Source organism: Yersinia alsatica, from assembly GCF_025133195.1.
Taxonomy (GTDB): Bacteria; Pseudomonadota; Gammaproteobacteria; order Enterobacterales; family Enterobacteriaceae; genus Yersinia; species Yersinia alsatica.
Window position 1 is genome coordinate 1906510 of sequence record NZ_CP104006.1, and the last position, 26359, is coordinate 1932868.

The following is a 26359-nucleotide window of genomic DNA, read 5'->3' on the forward strand; positions in this document are numbered from 1 at the left end:
AACTAACCATATGAAATACAAATGAATTAAACTTAATTCGCCGAGCAAAAAAATAATCATTTTGCGATGAGCATCACATTGTAATCGCTGAGAAATGTGAAGAGCATCAATATGAAAAGTCAATTAGAGACGATTATAGTGATGCTCGAATTACTGGCTTGTATGTCAACTCCGTATACTGCCGACAACCAGAAACAATGGAGCTGGGCAAGGGGCACGATAGAGTACAGATAAAGGGAATTCACCATTGCACTGGCATATGAATAACTTGTGTCTTTTGAACCTCAAAAGGTGTTGGGTATGGAAAAGAAAAAAATTTATCTATTTTGCTCAGCCGGTATGTCGACCTCGCTACTGGTTTCCAAAATGAAAGTACAAGCAGAGAAGTATGAAGTGCCAGTGGTTATCAATGCTTACCCGGAAGCGCTGGCAGCACAACATGGTAAAGAAGCCGATGTCATCCTATTAGGGCCGCAGATTGCTTACATGTTGCCAGAAGTCACCAAAATGTTCCCTAACAAACCCGTTGAAGTGATTGACTCGATCCTTTACGGCAAAGTCGATGGTTTAGGGGTATTAAAAGCTGCTGTTGCCGCAATAAAAAAAGCAAAACAATAAGGGGAGCACTGTGAGCGCATTTATTAATTCTCTGGAAAGGGTCATATTGCCCTTCGCCATTAAGATTGGCAAACAGCAACATATTAATGCTATCAAGAATGGGTTTATTCGGCTGATGCCATTAACCCTGACGGGTGCAATGTTCGTTCTTATCAATAACGTGTTCTTAAGCTTTGGCGAAGGGTCGTTTTTCTTCTCGATGGGCATCCGTTTGGATGCTGATACCATTACCACCCTCAATGGTTTTAAAGCAATTGGCGGCAACGTCTATAACGGTACGCTCGGCATCATGTCATTAATGACGCCATTCTTTATCAGTATGGCCTTGGCCGAAGAGAAAAGAGTCGATCCGCTGGCTTCGGCTCTGTTGGCCATCGCGGCCTTTATGACCGTAACACCTTACAGTGTTGGCGATGCTTATGCCGTTGGTGCCAACTGGTTGGGTGGCGCGAATATTATCTCGGGTATTATCATCGGCTTGGTAGTGGCAGAGGTCTTTGCCTTTATCGTGCGGCGTAACTGGGTTATCCGCTTGCCAGACAGTGTGCCGACTTCGGTTGCCCGCTCGTTCTCTGCCCTGATTCCTGGCTTTATCATTCTTTCCATTATGGGCGTCATTGCTTACTCCCTTGGATTGCATGGCACTAACTTCCACCAGATCATCATGGATACCATTTCAGCGCCGCTGTCGAAAATGGGCAGTGTGGTAGGTTGGGTGTATGTCATGTGCTCTTCACTGTTGTGGTTCTTCGGCATACACGGTGCGATGGCCTTATCGGCACTGGAAAGTGGCATCATGATGCCGTTTGCCTTGGAAAACGTAGCCACTTATACCCAATATGGTTCGGTTGCAGCGGCAATAGCTGCGGGCAAAGAGTTCCATATGTGGGCCAAACCTTTCGTTGACTCCTATATCTTCCTGGGCGGCACCGGGGCAACACTTGGGCTGGTTATTGCAATCTTTATCGGCTCCCGCCGTGAAGATTATCGTCAGGTAGCAAAACTGGGTGCGCCAGCGAGTGTGTTCCAGATTAACGAACCTATCTTGTTCGGCTTGCCAGTCATTATGAACCCGCTGTTCTTTATTCCGTTTATCTTGGTTCAGCCGGTCTTGGCAATTATTACCTCAATCGCGTATTACACAGGTTTTATTCCGCCAATCACCAACATTGCACCTTGGACCATGCCGGTCGGCTTGGGAGCATTCTTTAATACCAACGGCAGTATTGCTGCGATGCTGTTAAGTCTGTTCAACCTCGGGGTTGCCACCATGATTTATCTGCCGTTTGTGATTATTGCTAACAAAGCACAGAACGAGATAGACCGTGAAGTTCAAAGCGAAGAAGAGATAGCTGATAGCTTGAAATTTTAATCAGTAACCCTATTGAATGTACAAGGCTGGAGGCTGGAATGAAATATCAATTTCCCGATGATTTCTGGTGGGGTAGTGCCACTTCTGCAACCCAATCTGAAGGGGCGTCATTGCAGGATGGCAAGAGCAAGAATATCTTCGATTATTGGTATGACATTGCACCAGAACGTTTTCATGACCAGATTGGCCCGGAAAACACCTCCAGCTTTTACGATAATTATCAGCAGGATATCCTGTTGTTAAAACAGCTGGGACATAATACTTTCAGGACATCGATTTCATGGTCGAGGCTGATCCCGAACGGTGACGGCGAGCTTAACCCTAAAGCCGTCACCTTCTATAACGCGGTAATTGATTCCTTATTGGCGCAGGGCATCACGCCCTTTATCAACCTCTACCATTTTGATATGCCACTGTGCATGCAAGAGAAGGGAGGCTGGGAAAGTCGCGCAGTAGTTGATGCTTATGCACGCTATGCCAAAATCTGTTTTACTCTGTTTGGTGATCGGGTAAAACACTGGTTTACCTTCAATGAGCCGATTGTGCCGGTTGAAGCGGGTTATCTCAATGACCTACATTACCCTTGTGTGGTTGATTTTAAACGGGCCGTAACTGTGGCCTATCACACGCTACTGGCGCATGCCAAAGCGGTGGAAAACTACCGGGAACTGAAGCAAGGTGGTGAGATTGGTATCATTTTGAACCTTACTCCCACATACCCTCGTTCCGACAGTGAACCAGACTTGGTTGCCGCCAACTATGCAGATTTACTGCTTAATCGCAGTTTCCTCGACCCGGTGACTAAAGGTGTTTATCCCGAGGAGCTTATCGCGCTACTGCGCGAGCATGACTTGCTCCCACAGATTGAATCCGCTGATTGCCAACTTATTGCCGCTGGCGTCATCGACTTATTAGGGGTTAACTATTACCAACCAAGAAGGGTTCAGGCGCAAGATATTCCAACCCCGCGGGATCAGGTAAAAACACCAGAAGATTTATTTAGTTTCTACTCAATGCCCGGGCGGAAAATTAACCCCCACCGCGGCTGGGAAATCTATGAGAAAGGGCTGTATGACATCCTGATCAATCTGAAACAGAATTATGGCAATATCCCCTGTTATATCTCCGAGAATGGCATGGGTGTTGAGGGGGAAGAGCAATTTCTCACCCCATCTGGCCGAGTTGACGATGATTACCGCATTGAATTTATTCGCGACCACCTGCAATGGTTACATCAGGCATTGCAAGAGGGCAGTAACTGCAAAGGCTATCATCTGTGGACCTTTATTGATTGCTGGTCTTGGCTCAATGCTTATAAAAATCGTTATGGATTAGTCCGGTTGAATATTGCGGATCAGTCGCGAGTGATAAAGAAAAGTGGCTATTGGTTTGCGGATGTCGCAAGGCAAAAAGGCTTTAATTAATTGGAGCAATAGTATGTTTGATTTAGATAAAATCGTTGATGATGTGCAGCCGACTGATGAGCTGGAAGATGTGGTTATGGGGCTGATCATTAATGCCGGGCAAGCACGAAGCTTGGCTTACAAAGCATTAAAGCATGCCAAAACGGGCGACTTTGTCCAAGCCAGTGAGCTGATGGCACAATCACGCCTGGCACTGAATGAGGCGCATCTGGTTCAAACTAAGCTTATTGAAGCAGACCAAGGCGAGGGCAAAACCAGAGTCACTTTAGTTTTGGTCCATGCGCAGGATCATTTAATGAACGCAATGTTAGCCCGAGAGTTAATTGCCGAGTTGATCGAATTGCACCAGAAGATAGACTGATTCCCCAGCATTAATATTCGTTGTTTTAAATGAGTGAAGGTAAATAAGATGGAAGTCAGATTAGTACGTGAAAAAGACTTTTTTAACGGAAAAGAGTTCCATCTGTTTATTTATAACAAAACGGAGAGTGCGACCGGGTTACATCAGCATGACTATTATGAATATACCCTGATATTAACCGGTATGTGCTATCAGGAAATTAACGGTAAACGGGTGTTTTTAGAACGCGGCGATTTCGTTTTTATTCCTATGGGTTCTCATCATAAAAGTTTCTATGACTTTGGTGCGACACGAATTTTAAACGTTGGGATCAGAAAGAGCTTCTTTGAAGAGCACTTTTCCCATCTGCTCTCAAGGCCTATTGTCGCCTCGCAAGCTTATCGCCTAAAAGGTGATTTTCTCTCTTATATTGAATCGGCTATTTCTGCACCGCACTTTAGGGAAGATGAACTTGCTGAGTTGGTTGAGCTGCTGACATTTTATGTCACTAACCGCATCAGCCATTACAAAGAGAGTGACGTCAACGACGATATTCCACAGTGGCTGAAAAATAGCATCGACAAAATGCATGATAAGTCGATGTTTGGTGAGAAAGCGCTGGTGAATATGATTGAGCTGTCCGGTAAAACTCAAGAGTATCTAACCCGTGCGACCCGGCGTTATTACCAAAAAACCCCGATGCAGATTATCAATGCAATCAGAATCAACTTTGCTAAAACCCAGCTTGAAATGACGAACTATTTTGTTTCCGACATTGCCTTTGAAGCAGGGTACAGCGATACCACCTTATTTATCAAAAACTTCAAAAAACTGACCTCTTTCACACCTGGGAATTACCGCAAGAAATTCAACTGTGTCAGAGAGGGATTATCCGATTAGTTCTGGCTGAATATTCTCTGCCGGAATAGGCTTATAAGGCATCCTCGATGGAAAAGTTACTTATTGTTAATGCTGACGATTTTGGTTTATGCAAAGGCCAAAGTTTTGGCATTATTGAAGCATTCCGCAATGGTATTGTCTCCTCGACCACAGCAATGATGAATTGCGCGGCTATTTATCATGCGGCAGAACTCAGCAAACAAAATCCTGACTTACCGGTAGGAATGCATTTTGTTCTGACCTATGGCAAGCCATTAACGGCCATGCCCTCTTTGGTTGATGCCAACGGGGAATTGGGTAAATGGCTGTGGCAGCGTGCCGAGGCTGGGGAGCTGAATTTAAATGAAATAGCTCAAGAATTGGCGGCGCAGTTTGATAAATTTGTTGCTGTGTTTGGCCGTTTGCCCACCCATATCGACAGCCATCACCATGTTCATATGTTGCCGCAGATTTATCCGCTGATTGAGTCTTTCGCCCGCGAGAAAGGGGTTGCGCTGCGCATTGACCGCAACGAAGCACAACAGCAGGGGATTTTGCTCAATAAGCCGCTCAGCACCGAATGGTTTGATGCCGGTTTTTATGGTGAGCAACTCTCGGAGCCGTCATTTTTACAACTACTGGATCACGCAGACCAACAGGGGATTAATTCACTTGAAGTTATGTGTCATCCGGCGTTTGTCGATAAAATCCTAATGACCAGTGGCTATTGTTACCCACGACTAACCGAATTAGATATTCTCACCTCGCCGACGTTAAAACAGACTATTGAACAGCGCGGCTATAGATTGGGAACGTATTTAGATTGTTGATTTGGGTTGGGTCATCCGCCAACTGAAATAGTAAATATCAGCCACATTATTAATGTCATGTCTGCTGATGCCGATAACCATGGTGCGTACTTAACGTTGTGATAAGGATTGGTCCAATGGTTATAAATGCAAGCTTGCCAACATCGGCCGCTGCAACAAATGGCAGTAAAAATACAGCAAGTGCAGGTAACTCTCTGGCATCTCAGATAAAAGATGTCATGGCAAAAATCGTTGAGGTGACCCAAAAACTCAAAGATAGCATCAACATGTCTGAAGACCAGCGGAAAAGCATCCAGACACAATTAACGATGCTACAGCAGCAATTAGCGGAATTACTGCGCCGTCAGGCACAGCAAGAGGAAGCAGAGAGCAGCAATATGGTCGATAAAACAGATAAGAACAAAGTAAAGGAATCAAATATAGATATTTATATTTGATTAGCCGACGATAGATAAATTAGACGCAATCTCCTAATTTCTGGGCCTCTTTTAAGAGGCCTTTTCTATAGAATAATCATGTCTCTTAAGCTTGGATTACTTTTCTTATTACATAGCGACTAAACCAACTTGCTCGGACTACTACAGACACAAAAAAGCCCGCGACCTAGGATGGATGCGGGCTTTTTGTACTCTAACCGGACTTATCTGGTAATAACCGGTTTAACATTTGGTGGAGCTGGGGGGATTTGAACCCCCGTCCGAAATTACTACACCGTCGGCACTACATGCTTAGTCCAATCATTACATTCGCCGGCCAGCTGCGGATGGACACGCTACTGACAAACTATCCTGATTAGTTTTAATGCTTCCACCCCAGGCAAGGTTTCCACACGAGCTCTTTTAGGTTTGACCTCTCTTGATCCCCGTCCTAAGAGCGGAGGCTAGGGAGAGAGGGCTCTAAGCAGGGTATTAAGCTGCTAGTGCGTAGTTTTCGTCGTTTGCGACTATTTTTTTGCGGTTTTTTACGAGGCCACCGCACCTCGGCATGCACCTTGGGTTTCGCGAATCCCGTCGAATCCAGAATCAGCCCCCAAAGAACTTCGCTAGTATAACAGAACTATGTCCTGCTAAGCCAGTGACTTAACGATTTGCGTGCTTCATGATGCGCGCTTTGTCCAACTTCCACTCGCGATCACGAATATCATCGCGTTTGTCGTTGTCTTTCTTACCTTTGGCCACACCGATTTTAATCTTCGTCCATGCATTTTTCCAATACATGGAGAGTGCGACCACAGTATAACCTTCACGATTGACCCGCCCAAACAGGGAGTCCAATTCGCGCTTGTTTAGTAGCAGTTTACGAGTACGCATTGGCTCGCAGACAACATGAGTCGACGCCACGTTCAACGGCGTAATAGTGGCACCAAACAAGAATGCCTCACCGTTTTTAAACATAACATAGCTGTCACTGATGTTAGCTTTGCCCGCACGCAGTGATTTTACTTCCCAACCTTGCAATGCAAGACCCGCTTCGAATTCCTCTTCAATGAAGTATTCATGGCGGGCACGTTTATTTTGCGCAATGGTTGCGGAACCGGGTTTGTATGCTTTTTTCTTTGTCATAGTGTTGATCATTATACTGTATGCGCGGGCGAATGAAATCCTTTACCGCAGGATGCCAGTGCATTTTGTCTCATTTGTTGCATGGAATGCCTAGCAGATTTTTTGTATGGCGGTGGATAAATGGTATTATCAGTGCGTTTTATGTCTCACAGGAAATGTTATGCCACAGATTAGCCGCTCTGCGTTGGTCCCATTTAGCGTAGAACAGATGTATCAACTGGTTAATGATGTTCGCTCTTACCCAGAATTTTTACCTGGTTGTACCGGAAGCCGGGTTCTTGATGCCACTGAAAATGAAATGACGGCCGCCGTCGATGTTGCTAAGGCCGGGATCAGTAAAACGTTCACAACACGCAATACATTAACTGATAACCAGAGTATTGATATGCAACTGGTTGATGGGCCGTTTCGTAAATTGATGGGGGGATGGCACTTTACCCCATTGAGTGCAGATGCCTGTAAAGTTGAGTTGCACCTCGATTTTGAATTTACCAATAAGCTGATTGAGTTAGCTTTTGGTAAGATCTTCAAAGAATTAGCTGGGAATATGGTGCAAGCGTTCACCCAGCGAGCTAAAGAGGTTTACAGTGCCTGATATTCGCGTTGAGGTAGTTTATGCCTTACCTGAACGCCAATACTTGCGCACGGTTTCCCTTGCTGCGGGAAGTACAGTTGAGGATGCTATCAATGCATCTGGTTTGCTTGAATTGCGGTCAGATATTGATCTGACAAAGAATAAAGTGGGTGTTTACAGCCGTCCGGTAAAGCTTGGAGATAAAGTTAATGATGGTGATCGCGTTGAAATATACCGTCCATTAATTGCAGATCCCAAGGAATTGCGTCGGCAGCGCGCTGAACAAGCAAAAAAATAAGGCACAATCTGCGCCTTATTTTTTGTTGTAGCCCTGGACTGCTATTGAAGAAAAATGAGCGCCATCACGTGGCGATATAAACAGTAATAGACTTAGCGCCTAAAACCATCATTAACATTCATTTCCTCAATCTGCTCTGCAATCTTCGGATAAATTAACTTCCTGCTAATGTTGGATCATTTTTGATATCAGTCAGCACACCACTGCTATCGAAGGTCAACGTTAGTGTTTGTTGGGTGACTTTCTCGTGGCCAGGTTGCTGGCGGAATACATAGAACCAGGTTTTTGTACCAAACGGGTCCTGTAACATTGGGGTGCCTAAGGTATATGCCACTTGTTGCTGAGTCATACCCTTATGAATTTTGGACGCGTCATTAGGTGATAAATAGTTACCCTGATTAATATCAGGCCGGTAGACCACCTTCTCCAGCGTTGAACAACCCGCAGTAAGCATTGCAAGCATCACAGCGGCGGCAGTCAGCATTTTACAGCGCATAGTAATCACATTCCTTTAGGGCGTAGGATGACGATGATAATAGACCTTGCAGCAGTTGGAAACCTTTACAGGGCACCTGTATGACCTCTGGAAAGGAAAAAAGTTAATCTTTTCTACGCTGCGAGCAATTCTTTTGCATTTGCCAAGGTGTTTTTCGTCACTTCACTACCGCCCAGAAGGCGCGCCAACTCTTGCAAGCGGGCTTTTTTATCCAGTCGATGCATATGTGTTTCGGTTTCAGTGCCATCAGTTTGTTTACTCACAAAGAAATGTTGATGACCGCAACCTGCAACTTGTGGAAGGTGAGTCACACACATAACTTGAGTTGATTCACCTAGCTGGCGCAATAGGCGGCCCACTATGGCTGCCGTTGGTCCACTGATACCCACATCAACTTCATCAAAGATAAGTGCAGGAGTGTCCATTTTACGCGCTGTAATGACCTGAATAGCCAATGCGATGCGAGAAAGCTCACCACCTGAGGCCACTTTAGCTAGCGGTTGCAATGGCTGACCCGGGTTGGTCGTCACACAGAATTCAATGCGAGTTGCCCCTTCAGCACTGAGGTGCTCAGGTTCAAATTGAGTTTCTATTGTAAATTTACCGTGTGGCATAGACAGCTCATGCATGCTTTCGGTAATCAGTGCCGCCAATTCATTAGCATAATGTTGACGTTCTTCATGCAGCCGTTTAGCTATGGCTAATCCATGCTGATAGTGAGTATTGACCGCATGGCTGAGTTGCTCATGATCATTTTCTTGCTGTGAGAGTTGTTCTTGCTCATCCAGCAGTTGTTGGTGGAACTGTGGTAGCTCTTCCGGCGCAACATGATGTTTGCGGGCCAAGTTTAGTTGGCGAGATAACCGCTGTTCCAATTCAAACAGACGATTAGGGTCCATATCAAATTGTTCAGCATAGTGGCGCAATTCATCACTAGCCTCACTGATTTGGATGGAAGCCTCTTCCAGCATATTCAGCAGATTGTTAAATTGCTCGTCCATTCCCGCCAGTTCAGTTAATTGATGTTTGGCTGAGTAAAGTTGACTGAGAATATTATTCTGCTCATCGTCTGATAGTAGCTGCAATGCCTGTTGGCTGAGTGACAACAACTGCCCGCTGTTTGCCAGGCGCTTATACTCAACATCAATTTGTTCATATTCCCCAGCTTGTGGGGCAAATGAATTGAGCTCTTTCAACTGATATTGTAGGAGTTCACGGCGAGCATTACGCTCCAGTGACTGTTGCTGATGCAGTGCTAGCGCGCGGCAGCTTTGATGCCAGATTTGATAGGCAGCTTTCATTTCAGCGAGCAAAGTAGATTGGTCTGCATAGGCATCTAACAGTTGCTTCTGATGGTCGGGTCTTAGCAATAACTGGTGGGCATGTTGGCCGTGAATTTGAATCAGATGCTGGCCCAGCTCTCGTAATTGGGACAGAGGAACGGCGGTTCCATTAATAAATCCTCTTGAGCGGCCATCGGTGCCAATAGCGCGCCGCAGCAGGCATTCATTGCTGTCGTCAAGATGATTATTTTCTAACCACTGGCGAGCTGATGGAGTGTCTGCCAGTGAGAAGCGCGCGCAGATATCGGCACGAGTTGCTCCTAAACGAACCATACTGCCATCTGATCGGCTGCCAAGACACAACCCCAATGCATCTATAGCGATGGATTTACCCGCCCCCGTTTCACCAGTAATTGCCGTCATTCCGGGTTGAAAATCAATTTCTAACTCACGCACAATAGCAAAATTACTGATAGTTAATTGGGCCAGCATGGTAAATCTCCTGTACATAAACACATGGCTGTATTTGAATACAGTATAGACTGGTTTTATATACAGTAAAGTCCCTAAGTCACTTTTTAGAATAATTTTTTTGACCAACCCAATTTTGTACTTAACGTATTGAAATAGCTGTAGTCCTTAGGGTGAATAAGATTTAGGTGAAAATCACTGCGGCGGATTAAAACCTCTTCCCCTTCCTGAATTGGCAGGGCTATTTGGCTGTCACAGCTGATTTCCAGGTCGCTGGTAATTTGAGAAAACTTTAAGCGGATGGTGCTGCTACTATTAATAACCAGTGGGCGAGCAGTCAGCGTATGAGGGAACATGGGAACCAAGACGATGGCATCCAATGTTGGTGTTAAAATTGGGCCACCCGCGGAAAGTGAATAAGCGGTAGAACCGGTAGGAGTGGCGATGATCAGGCCATCGGAACGTTGTGAGAATGCGAAACGGTCATCAATATACACTTCGAATTCAATCATATGGGCTACTTTGCCAGGGTGCAAAACAACTTCATTGATTGCTGTGCTGATACGACTTTGCTGATGGGTTCGTGTCACTTGGGCTTCCAGCAAAAAACGTTGCTCGCTAAGGTATTCGCCCTCCAGCACGTCCGAAAGTTGTTGCTGAGCATTATCCGGGTCTAAATCGGTCAAAAAGCCGAGATTGCCTCGGTTGACACCAATGACTTTGATATCATAACGGGCAAGTACCCGAGCGGCACCGAGCATATTGCCATCGCCGCCGACCACCACAGCTAAATCGGCTTTTTGGCCGATATCAGCCAAACTACCGGTAACGGCGTCGGTTAAATTGAGATCTTTGGCAATCTGTTGTTCGACCATGACGTCATAGCCTCTGGCATTTAGCCAGTGGTAGAGCATTTCATGGGTGGCAAGTGCGGCCGGGTGCCGTGGGTGACCGACAATACCAATACAATTGAATCTTTTATTATTCATTGCCGTGATTTTCCTCACTGGGGCATCTTTTACCCCACATTATGACCGGTTCCCTTGAATCCCCGGTTTTGATCCCCATAATAAGCCAAGTAGCGAGATTAATGCTAAAACGCGGAGATATCCATGAGTAGTAAAGAACAGAAAACACCAAACGAGCAAGTCTCGGAAGAAATGGAAAATGCAGCAGAGCAGCAAGTGGAAGCAACACAAGAGACGGGTGAAGGTGTAGAACCGCGTGTTGCCGAGCTTGAAGCGCAGTTGGCTGCAGCCATACAGCGTGAGCGCGAAAGCTTGCTACGCGCCAAGGCTGAAGTTGAGAATATCCGTCGTCGTACTGAATTGGATATAGAAAAAGCGCATAAGTTTGCTTTGGAACGATTCTCAGCTGAATTATTGCCAGTGATCGACAACTTAGAGCGTGCGCTGGATACAGCCGATAAGAGCAATGCTGAGTTGACGTCGATGATTGAAGGTGTCGAGCTGACCCTAAAATCATTGCTTGATGCAGTCGGTAAATATGGTATTGAGGTGGTTGGTGACACTAATGTGCCGTTTAATCCCGAAGTTCATCAGGCGATGACAATGCTTGAATCTGCTGATCATGAGCCAAATCAGGTCATGATGGTTATGCAGAAAGGCTATACATTGAATGGTCGTCTATTACGCCCAGCAATGGTTGCGGTATCTAAAGCGAAAGCTTAAGGTGTCCTGACAGTAAAAAGGCACCTTTGTGGTGCCTTTTTTTATCTATTTTTTTGAGTAAACGGCGCTTTATTCTGACGCCGGCAGCTTAGGTTGCCAGTCAATCGGCGGCAAACCTTGCTGTTGTAATAGGTGGTTAGCTTGTGAAAAGTGCTTACAGCCAAGAAAACCGCGGTGTGCGGACAGTGGTGACGGATGTGGAGCTTTCAAAATAAAATGGCGCTGGGCATCAATGATGCGGCCTTTTTTCTGGGCATGAGCCCCCCACAGCATAAAAATCACACCATCACGATGCTCATTCAGCGCCGCAATAACTTTATCGGTGAAGGTCTCCCAGCCAAGATTGGCGTGAGAATGCGCGTTACCCGCTTCAACCGTAAGCACCGTATTCAACAGCAACACCCCTTGCTCGGCCCAGCTTTGTAAAAAGCCATGGTTGGGGCGCTGGAAGCCGGGAATGTCGGTCGCTAACTCTTTGTACATATTCACCAAAGAGGGCGGCGCGGGTACTCCGGGTAATACGGAAAATGATAGTCCGTGGGCTTGGTTAGGGCCGTGGTATGGGTCTTGACCCAAAATAACCACTTTTACCTGATCTAATTCAGTCAGGCGAAATGCATTAAAGACATCCTTTTGTGCCGGATAGATGATTTTGCCAGCACTGCGTTCTGCGGCTACATAGGCCAGCGTATCTTTAAAGTATGGCTGTTCTTTTTCCTGGCCGATGACATCGTGCCAGCTAAGGGAGGCGGGCATAATCACTCTCCTTGTTTCTGTAAAGTATTGATGTGCGTTAGCTTACCGGTTCAATCCGGCGAGTGAAACTGTTAAACCTGACTCTGTGACTCTGATGATGTTTTTTTGACCACTTCATGTAAAAAATGTTGAAAATTTACAAAAATAATTGCTATAAGACAGATTGATAAAATTGATATAAAACATAAATTTGCCAGTGAGGTGATTGCCGTGGTGGTGAAAAGATTGATTTAAATCAAAGAATCGCGGCAGTGTGACTGGTATATAGAACAATAAGACAACAATGGTTTTACCAAATAACCAAGATAGTTTTTCTCCTTGGAATTTATAGCCGTATTATGGAGGCACCAAATGATTACTGGTATTCAAATTACTAAAGCTAACAATGAAGCCTTGCTGAACTCTTTCTGGCTGTTGGATGATGAAAAAGCTGAATTGCGCTGTGTTTGCGCTAAATCCGGCTACGCAGAAGATCAAATCGTTCCAGCAAGTGAGTTAGGCCAGATCGAATATCGTGAAGTTCCACTGGAACTGCAACCGACTGTGCGCGTTGAAGGTGGTCAGCATTTGAACGTGAACGTTCTGCGCCGTGAAACCTTGGAAGATGCAGTTAAGAATCCAGAGAAATATCCTCAGTTGACGATTCGTGTATCCGGCTATGCCGTACGTTTCAACTCACTGACACCTGAACAGCAACGTGATGTGATTACTCGTACTTTCACTGAAAGTCTGTAATTCTTGTCATAACAATTAAGTCTCAAAATGTTAAGGGAGCCGCTTTGGCTCCCTTTTTTGTATCTGTCATTTACTAAGCTAAAAGTTAGACTGCGATCACACCTTTCAATTTATATAAATAAATCTTACCTATTTTGTTTAAGAACTCATCCGATGTGTCGATAAATAAGCCATTGAGCCTGACTCAATACTGGAATTATCTATCGACAAGGAGTTGGCATGAGTGTTTCTGTCAGTTTGGCCGGGCCTGTTTCATTAGCAGGATTGATGAGCCAAGTAAAACCATCGGAACAGGTACAGAAAGAGGATGCCCCGCCGCTCGCCGCAGTAGCTAAGCCTAAAGTGGACATCGCCGCAGCCACTTTGGCAGGTAATGAACTTTATTACAGTATGCTGGCTAGCCTTAATTTACCCCACAGCGAAGGTGCTGCAGCGGCTAGTGGCCACCCCCCAATATCAAGTGGACAAGGATCACAGCAAGCAGACTATTCATTAGCATTGCTCGCTAAAGATGTTTACGCTCCAGTAACTGGCAGTATTGCTGGGTTTACTCGCCTGAATGACGCTGCATTACTCAGTGCCGGGATTGACCCTGTAAGTTTATCCGACAGTGCTTCTGGTTTTCAGGCGGGGATTTACAGTGATAACCAGCAGTATGTTTTATCCTTTGCTGGAACTAATGATATGCGCGATTGGCTCAGCAATATCCGACAGGCAACGGGTTATGAAGATGTGCAATATAATCAGGCGGTTGCTTTGGCGAAAACGGCCAAGATGGCATTTGGTGATGCTATGGTGATTACCGGGCACTCACTAGGGGGTGGGTTGGCAACCACTGCGGCATTAGCCAGTGGGACTTTTGCCGTGACATTTAATGCTGCTGGAGTTTCGGATCACACCTTAAACCGGCTTGGCTTGGATCCAGCCCAGGCGCGGCAGTCGGCTGAAAGTGGCGGTGTGCGGCGTTACAGTGAACAATATGACTTGCTGACAGAAACTCAGGAGTCTACCTCACTCATTCCTGATGCTATCGGTCATAAAATCACACTGGCAAATAACGATAAGCTCTCTGGGATAAGTGATTGGCTCCCACACAAGCACCTCGAGCGCAGCCTGGCGGCGCATGGTATTGATAAAGTGCTCAGTTCTATGAGTGAACAACAACCTTGGGAGCGGCAGTATGCCTGAGTCAACACTGGTTATGAGGGTAAAACGCCATTTGCGTTACGCCATCTACGGTGTTTTGATGCCATTAATAAGCTTTGAGGGGCAGGCAATGACAGATATTACTACCGCTTTTACTGATCCATCGGTAATACCGATCGCTGATGCGATTGTTCATGGTGATGTGCAACAGATCCATCAATTGGCAAACCCAGCATTGTTACAACAGCAAGGCGAGCAATCAGTCACGTTGATGCAGTGGGCTATTCTCAATCAGCAACCCGAAAGTCTGGCGGCTTTATTGCAAGAGAATGCAGATCCTTTCCAGCCGGGGCTGCAGGGTGATACCGCATGGCATACTGCTGCTAGTGTGCAAGATGCACATTACATGCAAATTCTACTGGAAAGTCGTACCCGACCAGATGCCCGCAACAGTGTGACATTAGCTACGCCCTTGGCTGCTGCGGTTATGGCTGGGCGCGAGATCCAACTGATCTTGTTGCTGGTTAGTGGCGTTGATCCCAATCTTGCGGATCGGATGGGGGATACACCGTTACATCTGGCGGGTAAAACTAATGCGCCGGATTTGGCATTGCGTTTACTTAAAGCTGGTGCCGATCCCGAGCTACGTAACAAGCAGGGGGCGACATTCCAGCAGTATTTAGCAATGACGCCATTAAATATGCAAAGTGCTGAAATGCAGCAAAAATATCAGCAATTGAATGCTTGGCTTCGTGGCAAAAAATTGGCGGAGATTTATCAGTAACAGTTTTAAATTTGCCTGATAAATAAAAAAGCCGCTATTTATTAGCGGCTTTTCTTGTTGGTGTACTGAATGAATCAGAACACTATTTGGTATCAGGTTTATCCTTTGGTTGGCGGCGTTTGCCAACATTCTTGGCATCACGATGACGAACCTTAACCTTTGCTTTCTCTTTACTGGTTTCTTTTAGCTCTTTGCGCTTCGCTAAAACTTTCTTCGACGGCTTACCCGTGGTTTTTTCGCTTGGTGCTTTGCTGGTTGGGCGTAACTCATCAACAACACGCGGCTTCAGTGGCTCTTTCAGATAACGGCCAATTTTGCCCAGCAACAAATGGTCATGCGCTTCAACCAGTGAGATAGCGACACCTTTACGCCCCGCACGGCCTGTACGACCAATACGGTGCAGATAGACGTCAGCGGTCAGCGGCAAATCAAAGTTGAATACGTGGCTGATATCATCGATATCCAAACCGCGTGACGCGACATCGGTCGCCACCAAGACGTTAACCCGGCCATCACTTAAACGTATAACGGCTTCGGTACGTTTGGCCTGGACCATCTCGCCTTCAAGGAACCAGGCGTTAATTCCGGCTTCACGTAGCCAACTGACCAGTTGGTGTACCTTTTCACGGGTACGGACAAAAATAATGGATTTTTGCACTTCCGGTTGCTTGAGCAGATGCACCAGCAAGGCGGTTTTGTGTTCAATATTGTCCGCGCGGTAATACCATTGCAAAATCTTTTTGCGTTCGCGGCGCGATGGGTCGGCTTCCAGCTCTACCGGCTCATTCAGAATGCGCTCGGCAAATTCACGGATAGCTTCACCTTCCAGCGTGGCAGAGAACAATAATGTCTGCTTACGCCAGCGAGTTTCTGCTGCAATGGTTTCAATATCCTGTGCGAAGCCCATATCCAGCATGCGGTCAGCTTCGTCCAGAATCAGGGTTTCTACAGCACGGCAGTCAAAGTTTTCTTCTTTGATGTATTGCAGTAAACGGCCAGTGGTCGCCACGACAATATCTTGATTCTCACTAAAGACTTCCGCGTGGTTCATATAAGCCACACCACCGGTAATCGTCGCGATATCCAGTTGCGTATGCTTAGCCAGTTCACGCGCCTGATCCGCAACCTGCATCGCCAATTCACGAGTTGGCGTCAGGATCAGAATACGTGGCGGGCCAGATTTTTTGCGTGGGAAATCCAGCAAATGCTGCAAGGCTGGCAGCAAAAAGGCGGCAGTTTTGCCCGTACCTGTTGGTGCCGAACCCAATACATCGCGCCCATCCATAGCTGGCGGAATAGCCGCAGCTTGAATGGCAGTTGGGCGCTCATAGCCTTTGTCGCGCAGTGCGTCAATCAGGCGTTCATCGAGATCGAGTTCGGAAAAATTGGTTACAGTCATGGTCTTCCTCTACTTGGGGCGCCGATTATAGACGGGTTAGCCGAATTCTTCACCTGTTTAAGCGGTAATGATGTCTTTTCCCTTCAATCATATTGTCCTATGCTACGCCGGTTATAGATTCTGGTGACTAATGTGGGCGAACAATTGAAAAAAAAACCGGCGTTGCGTGGTGGTGGTTTCACTTTTAAGCAGTTCTTTGTGGCGCATGATCGCTGTGCGATGAAAGTGGGCACTGATGGTGTTCTGCTGGGTGCCTGGGCACCGGTAGAAAAAGCCCGCAAAGTGCTGGATATTGGCTGTGGTAGTGGGCTTATTGCCCTGATGATTGCCCAGCGCTCCGCCCCAGAGGTCGAAATCGACGGGGTAGAACTGGAACCCGAGGCCGCACAGCAAGCAAGCAGCAATGCAGCGCAATCACCTTGGGCCGAGCGAGTTCATATTTACGCGCAAGATGTCCACCAGTTTGCTGAAAGCCATCCTCATCAGTATGACCTGATTGTCAGCAACCCACCTTACTTTGCTCCGGCGGTGGCTTGCCGCGATGAAGCCCGTGATACCGCACGTTACACCGGATCACTGACTCATGACGCCTTACTTAATTGCGCGGAGAAGCTTATCACAAAAGAGGGTATTTTTTGTGTGGTTTTGCCCCACGATTTGGGGGAGGAACTTGCTCGTCTTGCAGTGCAACAAGATTGGTTTGTTCACTGCCAGGTTGATATCAGAGATCGCCCCGGTAAGCCGCTACACCGCATGCTGCTAACATTATCGCGCCAACCGGCAGAGACTCAATATCAGCATCTAGACTTGCGCCAATCAGAAGGGGTGTATTCGCCAGAGTTCTGTGCGCTCATCAGCGAGTTTTATCTAAACTACTAGCCAGAGCCGTGGAGATAAGCTGCGAAGGTGAGTGAATAGGGCGCGAAATCCTGAACTAGAAAGATATCGCGCCCTGAGAAGCCATTACGGATGCAAAATAGTTGGCTTTGGATTCTCAATTTGCTCAGGGTAGTCAAGGGTATAGTGCAACCCTCGGCTCTCTTTACGGTCCATAGCACAACGCACGATTAACTCCGCGACCTGCACCAGATTACGTAATTCCAGCAGATTATTTGAGATGCGGAAATTGGCATAATATTCGTCAATTTCCTGCTGCAAGGTATTAATCCGGCGTAAGGCCCGCTCTAAGCGTTTGGTCGTGCGAACAATACCGACGTAGTCCCACATAAACAGACGCAATTCATGCCAGTTATGTTGAATGACAACTCGTTCATCTGAGTTATCAACACGGCTTTCATCCCAATCAGGTAAATGTTTAGCTAATTTGGCAGTCGGTAAGCGCGTCAGAATATCTTCGGCGGCAGACCAACCATAGACTAAACATTCCAGTAACGAGTTGGATGCCATACGGTTTGCACCGTGCAAGCCGGTATAGCTGACTTCGCCAATGGCATATAGCCCATCAAGATCCGTACGGCCATGTTGGTCTACCATCACACCACCGCAGGTATAATGAGCGGCGGGAACGATAGGAATGGCTTCTTTGGTCAGATCGATGCCCAATGACAGCAGTTTTTCATAGATCATTGGGAAGTGTTGCATCACGAAATCAGTGGGTTTATGACTGATATCCAGATACATACAATCAGCACCCAGACGTTTCATTTCATGGTCTATGGCACGCGCCACGATATCGCGAGGAGCGAGTTCGCCTCGAGGGTCAAAATCGAGCATGAAACGAGTGCCATCAGGGCGTTTAAGATAAGCGCCCTCACCACGCAAGGCTTCAGTCAGCAAAAAGTTACGCGCTTGCGGGTGGAACAGACAGGTCGGATGGAACTGGTTGAATTCCAGATTAGCGACCCGGCACCCGGCCCGCCACGCCATGGCAATACCATCGCCAGAGGAGATATCCGGGTTGGTGGTATATTGATAGACTTTAGCGGCTCCGCCTGTGGCTAAAACGACAGCTTTGGCGCGGAAGGTTTCAACTTTCTCAAGCTCTCGGTTCCAGATATAAGCACCGACAACGCGCTTAGTTCCCGCCAAACCAATTTTATTTGACGTGATAAGATCGACTGCATTGCAGCGCTCTTTAACTAAAATATTAGGATGAGTACTTGCTTTGCCTACGAGGGTGGTCTCTACTTCTTTACCTGTTGCATCCGCAGTATGTAGTATACGGCGGTGACTGTGGCCACCCTCACGGGTAAGGTGATAACGTTCTTCGCCGCTGGCATTGGTTTCGGTATCGAAAAGGACACCTTGATCAATCAGCCATTGCACGCAAGAGCGGGCGTTACTGGCGATAAACTCTACGGCATCTTTGTCGCAAAGCCCGGCCCCGGCAATCAGGGTGTCTTCGACATGTGAGCTGATGCTGTCAGTTTCATCAAAAACGGCAGCAATCCCTCCCTGAGCATAAAAAGTGGCACCTTCATTAAGTGGCCCTTTGCTCAGAACAGTTACTTTACAATGTGGCGCAAGACGTAAAGCCAGTGATAAACCGGCAGCGCCACTCCCGATGATCAATACATCGCTAACGTGTTCAGATGATGATTGCATATCGTATGATGTGTGCAGAAGAAGAGTGAAATTCATGTTAGCCTATCTGCCAGAGCAAAAGCTATGGCTATAAGATGTCTAAAGAATATTCAGACAAATAATCTGGCAACATGGAACTTTGCACTTTTTATAAACTCCAAGCGTGTGCTTGCTCAGGAAAATAAAGATATGGCTGGCAGTACAACTTTTAGCGTGGGGATAGATTTCGGGAGAGTTCACCTCGGATGAGCGAGCAGTTAACGGATCAGATGCTGGTTGAACGGGTCCAGAAAGGTGATCAGCAATCGTTCAATTTACTGGTAATTAGATACCAGCATAAGGTTGCGAGCCTCGTATCCCGATATGTGCCTCAAGGCGATGTTCCTGATGTAGTTCAGGAATCTTTTATTAAGGCATATCGCGCACTCGAGTCATTTCGTGGCGATAGTGCTTTTTATACTTGGCTGTACCGAATCGCTGTTAATACAGCAAAAAATTATTTAGTTGCTCAGGGGCGGCGCCCGCCATCCAGTGATGTGGATGCAAATGATGCTGAAAATTACGAAAATGCGGGTGCATTGAAAGAAATATCGAACCCTGAGAACTTAATGTTGTCTGAAGAATTGAGGCAGATAGTTTTCAAAACCATAGAGTCACTTCCTGAAGATCTCCGCATGGCGATTACACTCAGGGAGTTAGATGGTCTAAGCTATGAAGAGATAGCTGTAATTATGGACTGTCCGGTGGGTACTGTTCGTTCCCGTATCTTCCGCGCCAGAGAAGCTATCGATAACAAAGTTCAGCCGCTGATTCAGCGATAAGCGGACACATAAAGGGTATTTGGCATGCAGAAAGAAAAGCTTTCCGCTCTGATGGACGGAGAAACTCTTGATAGTGAGCTGATAGGGTCTTTATCGAAAGATAAAACCTTGCAGCAAAGCTGGCAGAGCTATCATTTAATCCGTGATACCCTGCGGGGGGACGTTGGTGAAGTCTTGCATCTGGATATCGCCAGCCGTGTCGCAGAGGCACTTAAAAATGAGCCTGCTCGTTTTGTTCCTATTGCTGTGCCTGAATCTCAGCCACAACCTCATGTCTGGCAGAAAATGCCTTTCTGGCAAAAAGTGCGCCCATGGGCCAGCCAGATTACTCAGGTTGGGGTTGCCGCGTGTGTTTCTCTCGCTGTAATTGTGGGGGTTCAGCAATATAACCAACCCGCATCCAGTAATTTACAGTCAGAAGCACCTGCATTTAATACATTGCCGATGATGGGTAAAGCATCACCAGTCAGTTTTGGTGTGCCTGCTGATGGTTCTTTCGGAACATCTCAACAGCATCAGGTTCAAGAGCAACGTCGCCGTGTCAACATGATGACTCAGTTGCAAGATTTTGAATTGCAACGTCGTTTGCCGCAAACTGGTGTGCTGCAGGAACCTACGTCATCGACACAAGCCGCTATTCAGGTCCCTGGAACTCAGTCCTTAGGAATGCAGCAGCAGTAATGAAGCAACTTTGGTTTTCCGTCTGTTTAATGGCGGGCAGCCTGCTTATGCCAACAATTGCATCGGCGGATACCCCGCCGATAGCAATGTTGCAAGAAATGAGCAGTGCCAGCCAGTCGCTCAACTATGAGCTATCGTACATCAACGTAAATAAGCAAGGGATTGATTCTCTTCGCTATCGTCATGCTATCCAAGATAAAAAAACACTAGCGCAGTTATTGCGTATGGATGGCCCGCGAACTGAGATTATTCAACGTGGCAATGAGATAAGTTATTTCGAGCCAGGTTTTGATTCTTTCACGTTGAGCGGTGAGCACATTGTTGATGCCCTACCTTCTGTTGTATTCCCCGATTTTGAAAAACTGTCAAAATACTATAACTATATTGCTTTAGGTCGCGCCCGTGTAGCCGACCGGCCATGTCAGGTTATTAGAGTTGTTCCCCGTGACAGCTCACGCTACAGCTATATCATTTGGATGGATGAGGCAACAAAACTCCCTATGCGGATAGATCTTTTAGATCGCGATGGTGAAACACTTGAGCAATTTCGGGTGATCTCTTTTGCGGTCGGTGAACCTATTCAAGAGATTCTGCAAGGCGTGTTAAAACTGTCTTTGCCACCATTACTTGCTTTACCTGCCAAAACTAAAGTGGACTTTAGTTGGGCTCCGCGTTGGTTACCTGAAGGGGTGACTGAAGTTTCACGTAGCCGCCGTACGTTACCTAACATGGATACGCCAACTGAGTCACGGCTCTATACTGATGGCCTGTTTAGTTTCTCAATTAATGTTAATCCGATTGAGAAAGATACCCCCTCAGAGCAATCTTTACGTCAAGGGCGTCGTACGGTTCATACTGAAGCGCGTAATAATGTAGAAATCACAGTAGTAGGTGAACTGCCTCCTTCAACGGCGAAACGTATTGCCGATAGTATCGTTTTGGATCCTGCAAAATGATGAAAGAATGGGCGACAGTTATCTCGTGGCAAAATGGGGTGGCGCTTTTGCGCTGTGAACCTCATTCTGGCTGCGGGAGCTGTAATGCGCGTTCGGGCTGCGGCAGCCATCTGTTGAATGAATTAGGGCCAGAATCTGAGCACCAATTAACAGTCGCAATTTCGCAACCACTTGAACCAGGGCAAAAGGTTGAAGTTGGGATCAGCGAAGGTAGTTTATTGCGTTCAGCTTCTTTGGTCTATTTAACACCATTAGCCGGGCTAATTACTGGTGGGGCGCTATTTCAGGCTTTATTTATTACTGATGCTTTTACTGCTCTCGGTGCTCTTTCTGGTGCGGGTTTGGGTTTTTTATTGGCTCGAACATTAGCGGCCAAGATTGAAGGGAAGAGTGATTATCAACCCACGGTCTTGCAGATTGGTTTGCCACCAACAGCGATACGTATCCAGCAAGAGTGATTTTAGCCATAGTAGGCTGGAATTCGGTTTTGTATCATATGCTCCAGTAGTGCAATAAAAAGATCCGCGCTAATGAGAGATGAATAATCTACTGAAAAAAGAACGTTACCCTTGGCGTCAAATAAACGTATTTTGTCATGACGAGCTTCACGTAATGTCTCGATACGTAAAATATCTTCAATATTGATTGTACCTTTTGTTGTAATTAATGACTGAGCACTGAGTGACAGTGGGTTGGTATCCATCTGAATTTTCTTCATCTTCATGAAATCAAAAGTAAGAAATTTCAAATAGTTATCATTATTCTTTACTATATCGAATATGATGGTTTTTCCTCGAGATAACGTATCTAAACTTATTAATCCGACATGCATAACTTGTTGGTGAATTATTGTGTTTATGAGTGGGTAAGCATTGGCTATATTATTAACGATGATATTCCAGGGCTGATTTTTTGATGTGCGAAATGCCATGGCGTTGATGTGGCCGTTAGGGTTTATTCCTGTGTGGTATTTATAAATATATTCTATTTTATTAAATGAAATAAAATAAACATTCCCATTGTGATGATTGAAAACACGAACACCTTTTTCATATAAAAAATAGGTAAACATTGGGCTGTAGTACAAACGTAAATAGAGTAATAAACTCAACGAGATGCCGGCGATGGCTACGCACAATATAGAAAAAATTGAAGGTGTTAAAAAAATAGATGTCGTTATTGATAATATAATAGCTAAGAAACTTAATGCTAATATAAATAATATCACAGCAATATTTAGCTTTGAATTTTTATTTCTTAATTCATGGCGGCTCAGTATTTTCCCTTCGTCGATCATAATATTCTCCATCTGGCCGCCAAGAGGATATTTCGCTTGGTTTTGATTAAACAATATTAATACTCTAAGTTATTTGTTCATGGGGTAAATGAGCTTTTTCCTAAAGTGATTTAGTAGATATTCAGCCTGAAATAGCAACATCAGAGTCACTGGGGTCAGCCCAGCCGATGACGGCAAACAGAAAGGCGCAGATACATTTTAACAGGATAAATCAGGCAACAAGCTAAGTGTGATGCCTTTCACGAGGCTAACTTACAGTGTAAGATGCGTGCATATTTATGTGGGTAGTTTTGGGTTCGAGTCCATCGCTGTGTCCACCAATAATTAATTAAAGACAACGACTAGAGAAAAATTCATATAAATGAAGCACATAAGAAACTTTTCTATTATTGCCCATATTGACCACGGTAAATCGACACTGTCGGACCGTATTATTCAGATCTGTGGCGGTTTATCTGAGCGTGAAATGGCCGCTCAAGTACTGGATTCCATGGATCTGGAGCGTGAGCGCGGCATCACCATCAAGGCACAGAGTGTGACACTTGATTACCACGCTAAAGATGGTCAAACCTATCAACTTAACTTTATCGATACCCCTGGCCACGTTGACTTCTCTTATGAAGTTTCCCGCTCATTGGCGGCTTGTGAAGGGGCTTTATTGGTGGTTGATGCAGGGCAGGGCGTTGAAGCACAAACGCTGGCGAACTGCTACACCGCGATGGAAATGAATCTGGAAGTCGTTCCAGTTCTGAATAAAATCGACTTGCCAGCAGCCGACCCTGAGCGTGTTGCTGAAGAAATTGAAGATATCGTCGGTATTGATGCGACCGATGCCGTCCGCTGCTCGGCAAAAACTGGCGTGGGTGTTCCTGATATTCTCGAACGTTTAGTTCGTGATATTCCACCACCACAAGGCGATCCAGACGGGCCATTGCAGGCACTGATTATTGACTCCTGGTTTGATAACTATCTGGGTGTGGTGTCATTAATCCGTATCAAGAATGGTTCGCTGCGTAAGGGCGATAAAGTTAAGGTGATGAGTACCGGCCAAAGCTATAACGCGGATCGCCTGGGTATCTTTACACCAAAACGTGTTGACCGTGATGTGCTGAATTGCGGTGAAGTAGGCTGGTTGGTCTGTGCGATAAAAGACATTCTGGGCGCACCAGTCGGCGATACGCTGACATTAGCCCGTAACCCAGCTGAAAAATCTTTACCTGGTTTTAAGAAAGTAAAACCACAGGTTTACGCGGGTCTGTTCCCCATTAGCTCAGATGATTATGAAGCTTTCCGTGATGCATTGGGCAAGTTGAGTCTTAATGACGCTTCTTTGTTCTATGAACCAGAGAGCTCGACTGCATTAGGCTTTGGTTTCCGCTGTGGTTTCCTTGGCTTGTTGCATATGGAAATCATTCAGGAGCGTTTGGAGCGTGAATACGATCTGGAGCTTATCACCACGGCACCTACAGTGGTGTATGAGGTGATTACAACAGCTCAGGAAACGGTTTATGTTGATAGCCCTTCTAAGCTGCCAGCCCTGAACAATATTGAAGAACTGCGCGAGCCTATTGCTGAATGTCATATGTTGTTGCCACAGGAATACCTCGGTAACGTCATAACATTGTGTATTGAAAAACGCGGTATGCAGACCAATATGGTTTACCACGGTAACCAAGTGGCACTGACGTATGAGATTCCGATGGCTGAAGTGGTGCTCGATTTCTTCGACCGCCTAAAATCGACATCTCGTGGTTATGCTTCACTGGATTACAATTTCAAACGCTTCCAGACTTCTGACATGGTGCGTGTTGATGTGTTAATCAACAATGAGCGCGTGGATGCACTGGCACTTATCACTCACCGTGATAATGCGCAGTACCGTGGGCGCGATTTGGTTGAAAAAATGAAAGAGCTGATCCCACGCCAGCAATTTGATATTGCGATTCAGGCGGCTATTGGCAATCACATCATTGCCCGCTCAACTGTGAAACAGTTACGTAAAAACGTACTGGCGAAGTGTTATGGCGGTGACGTTAGCCGTAAGAAGAAACTTCTGCAGAAACAGAAAGACGGTAAAAAACGTATGAAGCAGGTCGGTAACGTTGAATTACCGCAAGAAGCTTTCCTGGCTATTCTGCACGTCGGAAAAGACAGTAAATAAGGAGTTTTGATGGCTAACATGTTTGCCTTGATTTTAGCGATAGCAACGCTGGTGACTGGGATTATTTGGTGCTTCGAGCGTTTTAAATGGGGCCCGGCCCGTCAGGCAAAAATTGCGGCTGTTAATGCGCAAACTGCGGCGATCAAGGCACAAACGGGTAGCGCTGTAGATAACAAGACTCTGGCACCGGCAGCAAAACAGCCGGGCTGGATTGAAACTTGTGCCTCGGTGTTCCCGGTGTTAGCCCTGGTATTCATCGTGCGTTCGTTTATTTACGAACCTTTCCAGATTCCTTCTGGTTCGATGATGCCAACGCTATTGATCGGTGATTTCATTCTGGTTGAGAAGTTTGCTTACGGGATTAAAGACCCTATTACTCAGACCACGTTGATTCCTACGGGGCATCCTAAGCGCGGTGATATTGCGGTCTTTAAATATCCACTTGACCCGCGGTTGGACTATATCAAACGTGTGGTGGGTTTGCCGGGTGACCGGGTAAGTTATAATCCAATCAGCAAAGAAGTGACGGTTCAACCAGCCTGTAATACCGGAACTTCTTGTGACAGCGCACTGCCAATTACTTACAGTCCGTCTGAGCCAAGTGTTTTTGTACAGACATTCAGTTATAGCGGCAATGGCGAGGCTTCTGCCGGGTTCTTCCAGATCCCGACTAATCAGGCGGTGCCAGATGGTGGTGTACGCCTCCGTGAGCGTACCGAGAGCCTTGGGCCGGTAGCACATCAAATTCTGACGGTCCCTGGGCGTCAGGAGCAGCTAGGCGCTTATTATCAGCAACCTAATCAGCCATTGGGAGTTTGGGTTGTTCCAGAAGGCCATTACTTTATGATGGGCGACAATCGGGATAATAGTGCAGATAGCCGTTACTGGGGTTTTGTGCCAGAACGTAATTTAGTGGGCAAAGCCACCGCTATTTGGATGAGTTTTGAAAAGCAAGAAGGTGAGTGGCCAACGGGAGTACGTTTAAGTCGGATTGGTGGAATTCATTAATTCCGGCTCTACCTGCGTCATCGGCGTTACAGCGTTGTGAGCAATCGAGCTAACACCGCTGTAACTTTAAGTAAGCAGGGTATTACCCAAAGTAATTGATGTTACAGCTAGGCAGCCAGCGAGCACATCCCAATGAGCTGACAAAAGTCAGTGATTTGGGTGGGCAAGAGCAGCTAATACCGCTGTAACTTCAAGTACGCAGGGTATTTAAACGCAGCATTATATTTCCACTC

At 46.2% G+C, this 26359-nt stretch carries 28 protein-coding genes and 1 other RNA gene; 20 read left to right on the forward strand and 9 right to left on the reverse strand.

Annotated elements, in window-relative coordinates; translation table 11 throughout:
• Positions 1-300 precede the first annotated feature (300 nt).
• From N0H69_RS08415 to N0H69_RS08445, 7 genes are all read left to right on the forward strand, one after another.
• The gene (locus N0H69_RS08415; protein ID WP_050100871.1) at positions 301-618 is read left to right on the forward strand and encodes a PTS sugar transporter subunit IIB; all 318 of its coding nucleotides are present in this window, start codon (positions 301-303) and stop codon (positions 616-618) included.
• A gap of 10 nt (positions 619-628) precedes the next feature.
• Positions 629-1990 carry a PTS N,N'-diacetylchitobiose transporter subunit IIC gene (gene chbC, locus N0H69_RS08420; protein ID WP_050151774.1) on the forward strand — a complete coding sequence of 454 codons (1362 nt, stop codon included), beginning with the start codon at positions 629-631 and terminating at the stop codon, positions 1988-1990.
• A gap of 38 nt (positions 1991-2028) precedes the next feature.
• Positions 2029-3414, forward strand: coding sequence for a 6-phospho-beta-glucosidase GmuD (gene gmuD / locus N0H69_RS08425; protein WP_050123006.1), 1386 nt, complete (start codon positions 2029-2031; stop codon positions 3412-3414).
• Between the two features lie 13 nt (positions 3415-3427).
• Positions 3428-3775, forward strand: a complete 348-nt coding sequence (gene chbA / locus N0H69_RS08430) for a PTS N,N'-diacetylchitobiose transporter subunit IIA (RefSeq protein ID WP_050108229.1) — start codon at positions 3428-3430, stop codon at positions 3773-3775.
• A 48-nt stretch (positions 3776-3823) separates the two neighbouring features.
• On the forward strand, positions 3824-4654 hold the full coding sequence (gene chbR / locus N0H69_RS08435) for a transcriptional regulator ChbR (RefSeq protein ID WP_050123005.1): 831 nt from the start codon (positions 3824-3826) through the stop codon (positions 4652-4654).
• A gap of 47 nt (positions 4655-4701) precedes the next feature.
• Entirely contained in the window at positions 4702-5463 is a 762-nt protein-coding gene (gene chbG / locus N0H69_RS08440) for a chitin disaccharide deacetylase (protein ID WP_050151775.1), read from the forward strand.
• Positions 5464-5579: 116 nt separating this feature from the next.
• Positions 5580-5900 (forward strand): FlxA-like family protein, encoded by a 321-nt coding sequence (locus N0H69_RS08445; protein ID WP_050151776.1) that lies wholly within the window; start codon positions 5580-5582, stop codon positions 5898-5900.
• Between the two features lie 230 nt (positions 5901-6130).
• On the opposite strand, the gene ssrA is transcribed toward N0H69_RS08445, so the two are convergent.
• Together ssrA and smpB are read right to left on the reverse strand one after the other, a co-directional pair.
• Positions 6131-6493: a transfer-messenger RNA gene (ssrA, locus tag N0H69_RS08450) on the reverse strand.
• Between the two features lie 49 nt (positions 6494-6542).
• Positions 6543-7025: an SsrA-binding protein SmpB gene (smpB, locus tag N0H69_RS08455; protein ID WP_032910756.1), complete on the reverse strand. Its 483-nt coding sequence runs from the start codon at positions 7023-7025 to the stop codon at positions 6543-6545.
• Between the two features lie 160 nt (positions 7026-7185).
• Between smpB and N0H69_RS08460 the strand changes: the two genes are divergently transcribed.
• The gene (locus N0H69_RS08460; protein WP_032910744.1) at positions 7186-7620 is read left to right on the forward strand and encodes a type II toxin-antitoxin system RatA family toxin; all 435 of its coding nucleotides are present in this window, start codon (positions 7186-7188) and stop codon (positions 7618-7620) included.
• A complete protein-coding gene (locus N0H69_RS08465) occupies positions 7613-7897 on the forward strand; it encodes an RnfH family protein (RefSeq protein WP_050108167.1) in 285 nt (94 codons plus the stop codon). Before N0H69_RS08460 ends, N0H69_RS08465 begins: the two co-directional genes overlap by 8 nt.
• 154 nt (positions 7898-8051) lie before the next feature.
• Here the strand turns inward: N0H69_RS08465 and bamE are convergent, their stop codons facing one another.
• From bamE to nadK, 3 genes are all read right to left on the reverse strand, one after another.
• Positions 8052-8393, reverse strand: a complete 342-nt coding sequence (bamE, locus tag N0H69_RS08470) for an outer membrane protein assembly factor BamE (protein WP_050108164.1) — start codon at positions 8391-8393, stop codon at positions 8052-8054.
• A 113-nt stretch (positions 8394-8506) separates the two neighbouring features.
• Positions 8507-10168 carry a DNA repair protein RecN gene (recN, locus tag N0H69_RS08475; protein ID WP_050151777.1) on the reverse strand — a complete coding sequence of 554 codons (1662 nt, stop codon included), beginning with the start codon at positions 10166-10168 and terminating at the stop codon, positions 8507-8509.
• A gap of 86 nt (positions 10169-10254) precedes the next feature.
• Positions 10255-11136 (reverse strand): NAD(+) kinase, encoded by an 882-nt coding sequence (gene nadK, locus N0H69_RS08480; RefSeq protein WP_050108158.1) that lies wholly within the window; start codon positions 11134-11136, stop codon positions 10255-10257.
• Positions 11137-11259: 123 nt separating this feature from the next.
• Here nadK and grpE point away from each other — a divergent pair, with 123 nt between their 5' ends.
• Positions 11260-11838 carry a nucleotide exchange factor GrpE gene (gene grpE, locus N0H69_RS08485; RefSeq protein WP_050108155.1) on the forward strand — a complete coding sequence of 193 codons (579 nt, stop codon included), beginning with the start codon at positions 11260-11262 and terminating at the stop codon, positions 11836-11838.
• 69 nt (positions 11839-11907) lie between these two features.
• On the opposite strand, the gene ung is transcribed toward grpE, so the two are convergent.
• Complete coding sequence (gene ung, locus N0H69_RS08490; RefSeq protein WP_050108152.1) at positions 11908-12594, reverse strand: uracil-DNA glycosylase; 687 nt, start codon at positions 12592-12594, stop codon at positions 11908-11910.
• A gap of 351 nt (positions 12595-12945) precedes the next feature.
• Here ung and grcA point away from each other — a divergent pair, with 351 nt between their 5' ends.
• The 3 genes from grcA to N0H69_RS08505 all read left to right on the forward strand — a co-directional run bounded on the left by grcA (position 12946) and on the right by N0H69_RS08505 (position 15259).
• Positions 12946-13329 carry an autonomous glycyl radical cofactor GrcA gene (gene grcA / locus N0H69_RS08495; RefSeq protein ID WP_004703984.1) on the forward strand — a complete coding sequence of 128 codons (384 nt, stop codon included), beginning with the start codon at positions 12946-12948 and terminating at the stop codon, positions 13327-13329.
• A 219-nt stretch (positions 13330-13548) separates the two neighbouring features.
• Positions 13549-14517 (forward strand): Tle-like phospholipase domain-containing protein, encoded by a 969-nt coding sequence (locus tag N0H69_RS08500; RefSeq protein ID WP_050151778.1) that lies wholly within the window; start codon positions 13549-13551, stop codon positions 14515-14517.
• An 88-nt stretch (positions 14518-14605) separates the two neighbouring features.
• Complete coding sequence (locus tag N0H69_RS08505; RefSeq protein WP_050135141.1) at positions 14606-15259, forward strand: ankyrin repeat domain-containing protein; 654 nt, start codon at positions 14606-14608, stop codon at positions 15257-15259.
• 82 nt (positions 15260-15341) lie between these two features.
• On the opposite strand, the gene srmB is transcribed toward N0H69_RS08505, so the two are convergent.
• On the reverse strand, positions 15342-16658 hold the full coding sequence (gene srmB, locus N0H69_RS08510) for an ATP-dependent RNA helicase SrmB (RefSeq protein ID WP_050108146.1): 1317 nt from the start codon (positions 16656-16658) through the stop codon (positions 15342-15344).
• A gap of 132 nt (positions 16659-16790) precedes the next feature.
• Between srmB and trmN the strand changes: the two genes are divergently transcribed.
• Positions 16791-17537 (forward strand): tRNA(1)(Val) (adenine(37)-N(6))-methyltransferase TrmN, encoded by a 747-nt coding sequence (trmN, locus tag N0H69_RS08515; protein ID WP_050122999.1) that lies wholly within the window; start codon positions 16791-16793, stop codon positions 17535-17537.
• An 84-nt stretch (positions 17538-17621) separates the two neighbouring features.
• Here the strand turns inward: trmN and nadB are convergent, their stop codons facing one another.
• A complete protein-coding gene (nadB, locus tag N0H69_RS08520; protein WP_172665454.1) occupies positions 17622-19223 on the reverse strand; it encodes an L-aspartate oxidase in 1602 nt (533 codons plus the stop codon).
• Between the two features lie 224 nt (positions 19224-19447).
• Between nadB and rpoE the strand changes: the two genes are divergently transcribed.
• The 4 genes from rpoE to rseC are packed head-to-tail and all read left to right on the forward strand — an operon-like array spanning position 19448 to position 22118.
• On the forward strand, positions 19448-20023 hold the full coding sequence (gene rpoE / locus N0H69_RS08525) for an RNA polymerase sigma factor RpoE (RefSeq protein ID WP_005159396.1): 576 nt from the start codon (positions 19448-19450) through the stop codon (positions 20021-20023).
• Between the two features lie 24 nt (positions 20024-20047).
• Positions 20048-20704 carry an anti-sigma-E factor RseA gene (rseA, locus tag N0H69_RS08530; protein ID WP_050108139.1) on the forward strand — a complete coding sequence of 219 codons (657 nt, stop codon included), beginning with the start codon at positions 20048-20050 and terminating at the stop codon, positions 20702-20704.
• Positions 20704-21660: a sigma-E factor regulatory protein RseB gene (rseB, locus tag N0H69_RS08535; RefSeq protein ID WP_050108136.1), complete on the forward strand. Its 957-nt coding sequence runs from the start codon at positions 20704-20706 to the stop codon at positions 21658-21660. Before rseA ends, rseB begins: the two co-directional genes overlap by 1 nt.
• Positions 21657-22118 carry a SoxR-reducing system protein RseC gene (rseC, locus tag N0H69_RS08540; protein ID WP_050135057.1) on the forward strand — a complete coding sequence of 154 codons (462 nt, stop codon included), beginning with the start codon at positions 21657-21659 and terminating at the stop codon, positions 22116-22118. Before rseB ends, rseC begins: the two co-directional genes overlap by 4 nt.
• Before the next feature lie 2 nt (positions 22119-22120).
• On the opposite strand, the gene N0H69_RS08545 is transcribed toward rseC, so the two are convergent.
• Entirely contained in the window at positions 22121-22957 is an 837-nt protein-coding gene (locus N0H69_RS08545) for a hypothetical protein (RefSeq protein WP_050151779.1), read from the reverse strand.
• Between the two features lie 361 nt (positions 22958-23318).
• Between N0H69_RS08545 and lepA the strand changes: the two genes are divergently transcribed.
• Positions 23319-25118 carry a translation elongation factor 4 gene (lepA, locus tag N0H69_RS08550; protein WP_004390512.1) on the forward strand — a complete coding sequence of 600 codons (1800 nt, stop codon included), beginning with the start codon at positions 23319-23321 and terminating at the stop codon, positions 25116-25118.
• 9 nt (positions 25119-25127) lie between these two features.
• On the forward strand, positions 25128-26126 hold the full coding sequence (gene lepB / locus N0H69_RS08555) for a signal peptidase I (protein WP_050135060.1): 999 nt from the start codon (positions 25128-25130) through the stop codon (positions 26124-26126).
• Positions 26127-26359 lie beyond the last annotated feature (233 nt).

What these genes read in the sequence shown, in the direction of transcription:
- lepB (WP_050135060.1), top strand. Translation starts at nt 25,128, where the DNA reads ATGGCTAACATGTTTGCCTTGATTTTAGCGATAGCAACGCTGGTGACT.
- gmuD (WP_050123006.1), top strand. Translation starts at nt 2,029, where the DNA reads ATGAAATATCAATTTCCCGATGATTTCTGGTGGGGTAGTGCCACTTCT.
- N0H69_RS08505 (WP_050135141.1), top strand. Translation starts at nt 14,606, where the DNA reads ATGACAGATATTACTACCGCTTTTACTGATCCATCGGTAATACCGATC.
- rseC (WP_050135057.1), top strand. Translation starts at nt 21,657, where the DNA reads ATGATGAAAGAATGGGCGACAGTTATCTCGTGGCAAAATGGGGTGGCG.
- rseB (WP_050108136.1), top strand. Translation starts at nt 20,704, where the DNA reads ATGAAGCAACTTTGGTTTTCCGTCTGTTTAATGGCGGGCAGCCTGCTT.
- N0H69_RS08460 (WP_032910744.1), top strand. Translation starts at nt 7,186, where the DNA reads ATGCCACAGATTAGCCGCTCTGCGTTGGTCCCATTTAGCGTAGAACAG.
- srmB (WP_050108146.1), bottom strand. Translation starts at nt 16,658, where the DNA reads ATGACTGTAACCAATTTTTCCGAACTCGATCTCGATGAACGCCTGATT.
- rpoE (WP_005159396.1), top strand. Translation starts at nt 19,448, where the DNA reads ATGAGCGAGCAGTTAACGGATCAGATGCTGGTTGAACGGGTCCAGAAA.
- rseA (WP_050108139.1), top strand. Translation starts at nt 20,048, where the DNA reads ATGCAGAAAGAAAAGCTTTCCGCTCTGATGGACGGAGAAACTCTTGAT.
- N0H69_RS08445 (WP_050151776.1), top strand. Translation starts at nt 5,580, where the DNA reads ATGGTTATAAATGCAAGCTTGCCAACATCGGCCGCTGCAACAAATGGC.
- chbA (WP_050108229.1), top strand. Translation starts at nt 3,428, where the DNA reads ATGTTTGATTTAGATAAAATCGTTGATGATGTGCAGCCGACTGATGAG.
- N0H69_RS08500 (WP_050151778.1), top strand. Translation starts at nt 13,549, where the DNA reads ATGAGTGTTTCTGTCAGTTTGGCCGGGCCTGTTTCATTAGCAGGATTG.
- N0H69_RS08545 (WP_050151779.1), bottom strand. Translation starts at nt 22,957, where the DNA reads ATGATCGACGAAGGGAAAATACTGAGCCGCCATGAATTAAGAAATAAA.
- ung (WP_050108152.1), bottom strand. Translation starts at nt 12,594, where the DNA reads ATGCCCGCCTCCCTTAGCTGGCACGATGTCATCGGCCAGGAAAAAGAA.
- N0H69_RS08415 (WP_050100871.1), top strand. Translation starts at nt 301, where the DNA reads ATGGAAAAGAAAAAAATTTATCTATTTTGCTCAGCCGGTATGTCGACC.
- bamE (WP_050108164.1), bottom strand. Translation starts at nt 8,393, where the DNA reads ATGCGCTGTAAAATGCTGACTGCCGCCGCTGTGATGCTTGCAATGCTT.
- smpB (WP_032910756.1), bottom strand. Translation starts at nt 7,025, where the DNA reads ATGACAAAGAAAAAAGCATACAAACCCGGTTCCGCAACCATTGCGCAA.
- recN (WP_050151777.1), bottom strand. Translation starts at nt 10,168, where the DNA reads ATGCTGGCCCAATTAACTATCAGTAATTTTGCTATTGTGCGTGAGTTA.
- chbR (WP_050123005.1), top strand. Translation starts at nt 3,824, where the DNA reads ATGGAAGTCAGATTAGTACGTGAAAAAGACTTTTTTAACGGAAAAGAG.
- grpE (WP_050108155.1), top strand. Translation starts at nt 11,260, where the DNA reads ATGAGTAGTAAAGAACAGAAAACACCAAACGAGCAAGTCTCGGAAGAA.
- nadB (WP_172665454.1), bottom strand. Translation starts at nt 19,223, where the DNA reads ATGCAATCATCATCTGAACACGTTAGCGATGTATTGATCATCGGGAGT.
- nadK (WP_050108158.1), bottom strand. Translation starts at nt 11,136, where the DNA reads ATGAATAATAAAAGATTCAATTGTATTGGTATTGTCGGTCACCCACGG.
- grcA (WP_004703984.1), top strand. Translation starts at nt 12,946, where the DNA reads ATGATTACTGGTATTCAAATTACTAAAGCTAACAATGAAGCCTTGCTG.
- chbG (WP_050151775.1), top strand. Translation starts at nt 4,702, where the DNA reads ATGGAAAAGTTACTTATTGTTAATGCTGACGATTTTGGTTTATGCAAA.
- lepA (WP_004390512.1), top strand. Translation starts at nt 23,319, where the DNA reads ATGAAGCACATAAGAAACTTTTCTATTATTGCCCATATTGACCACGGT.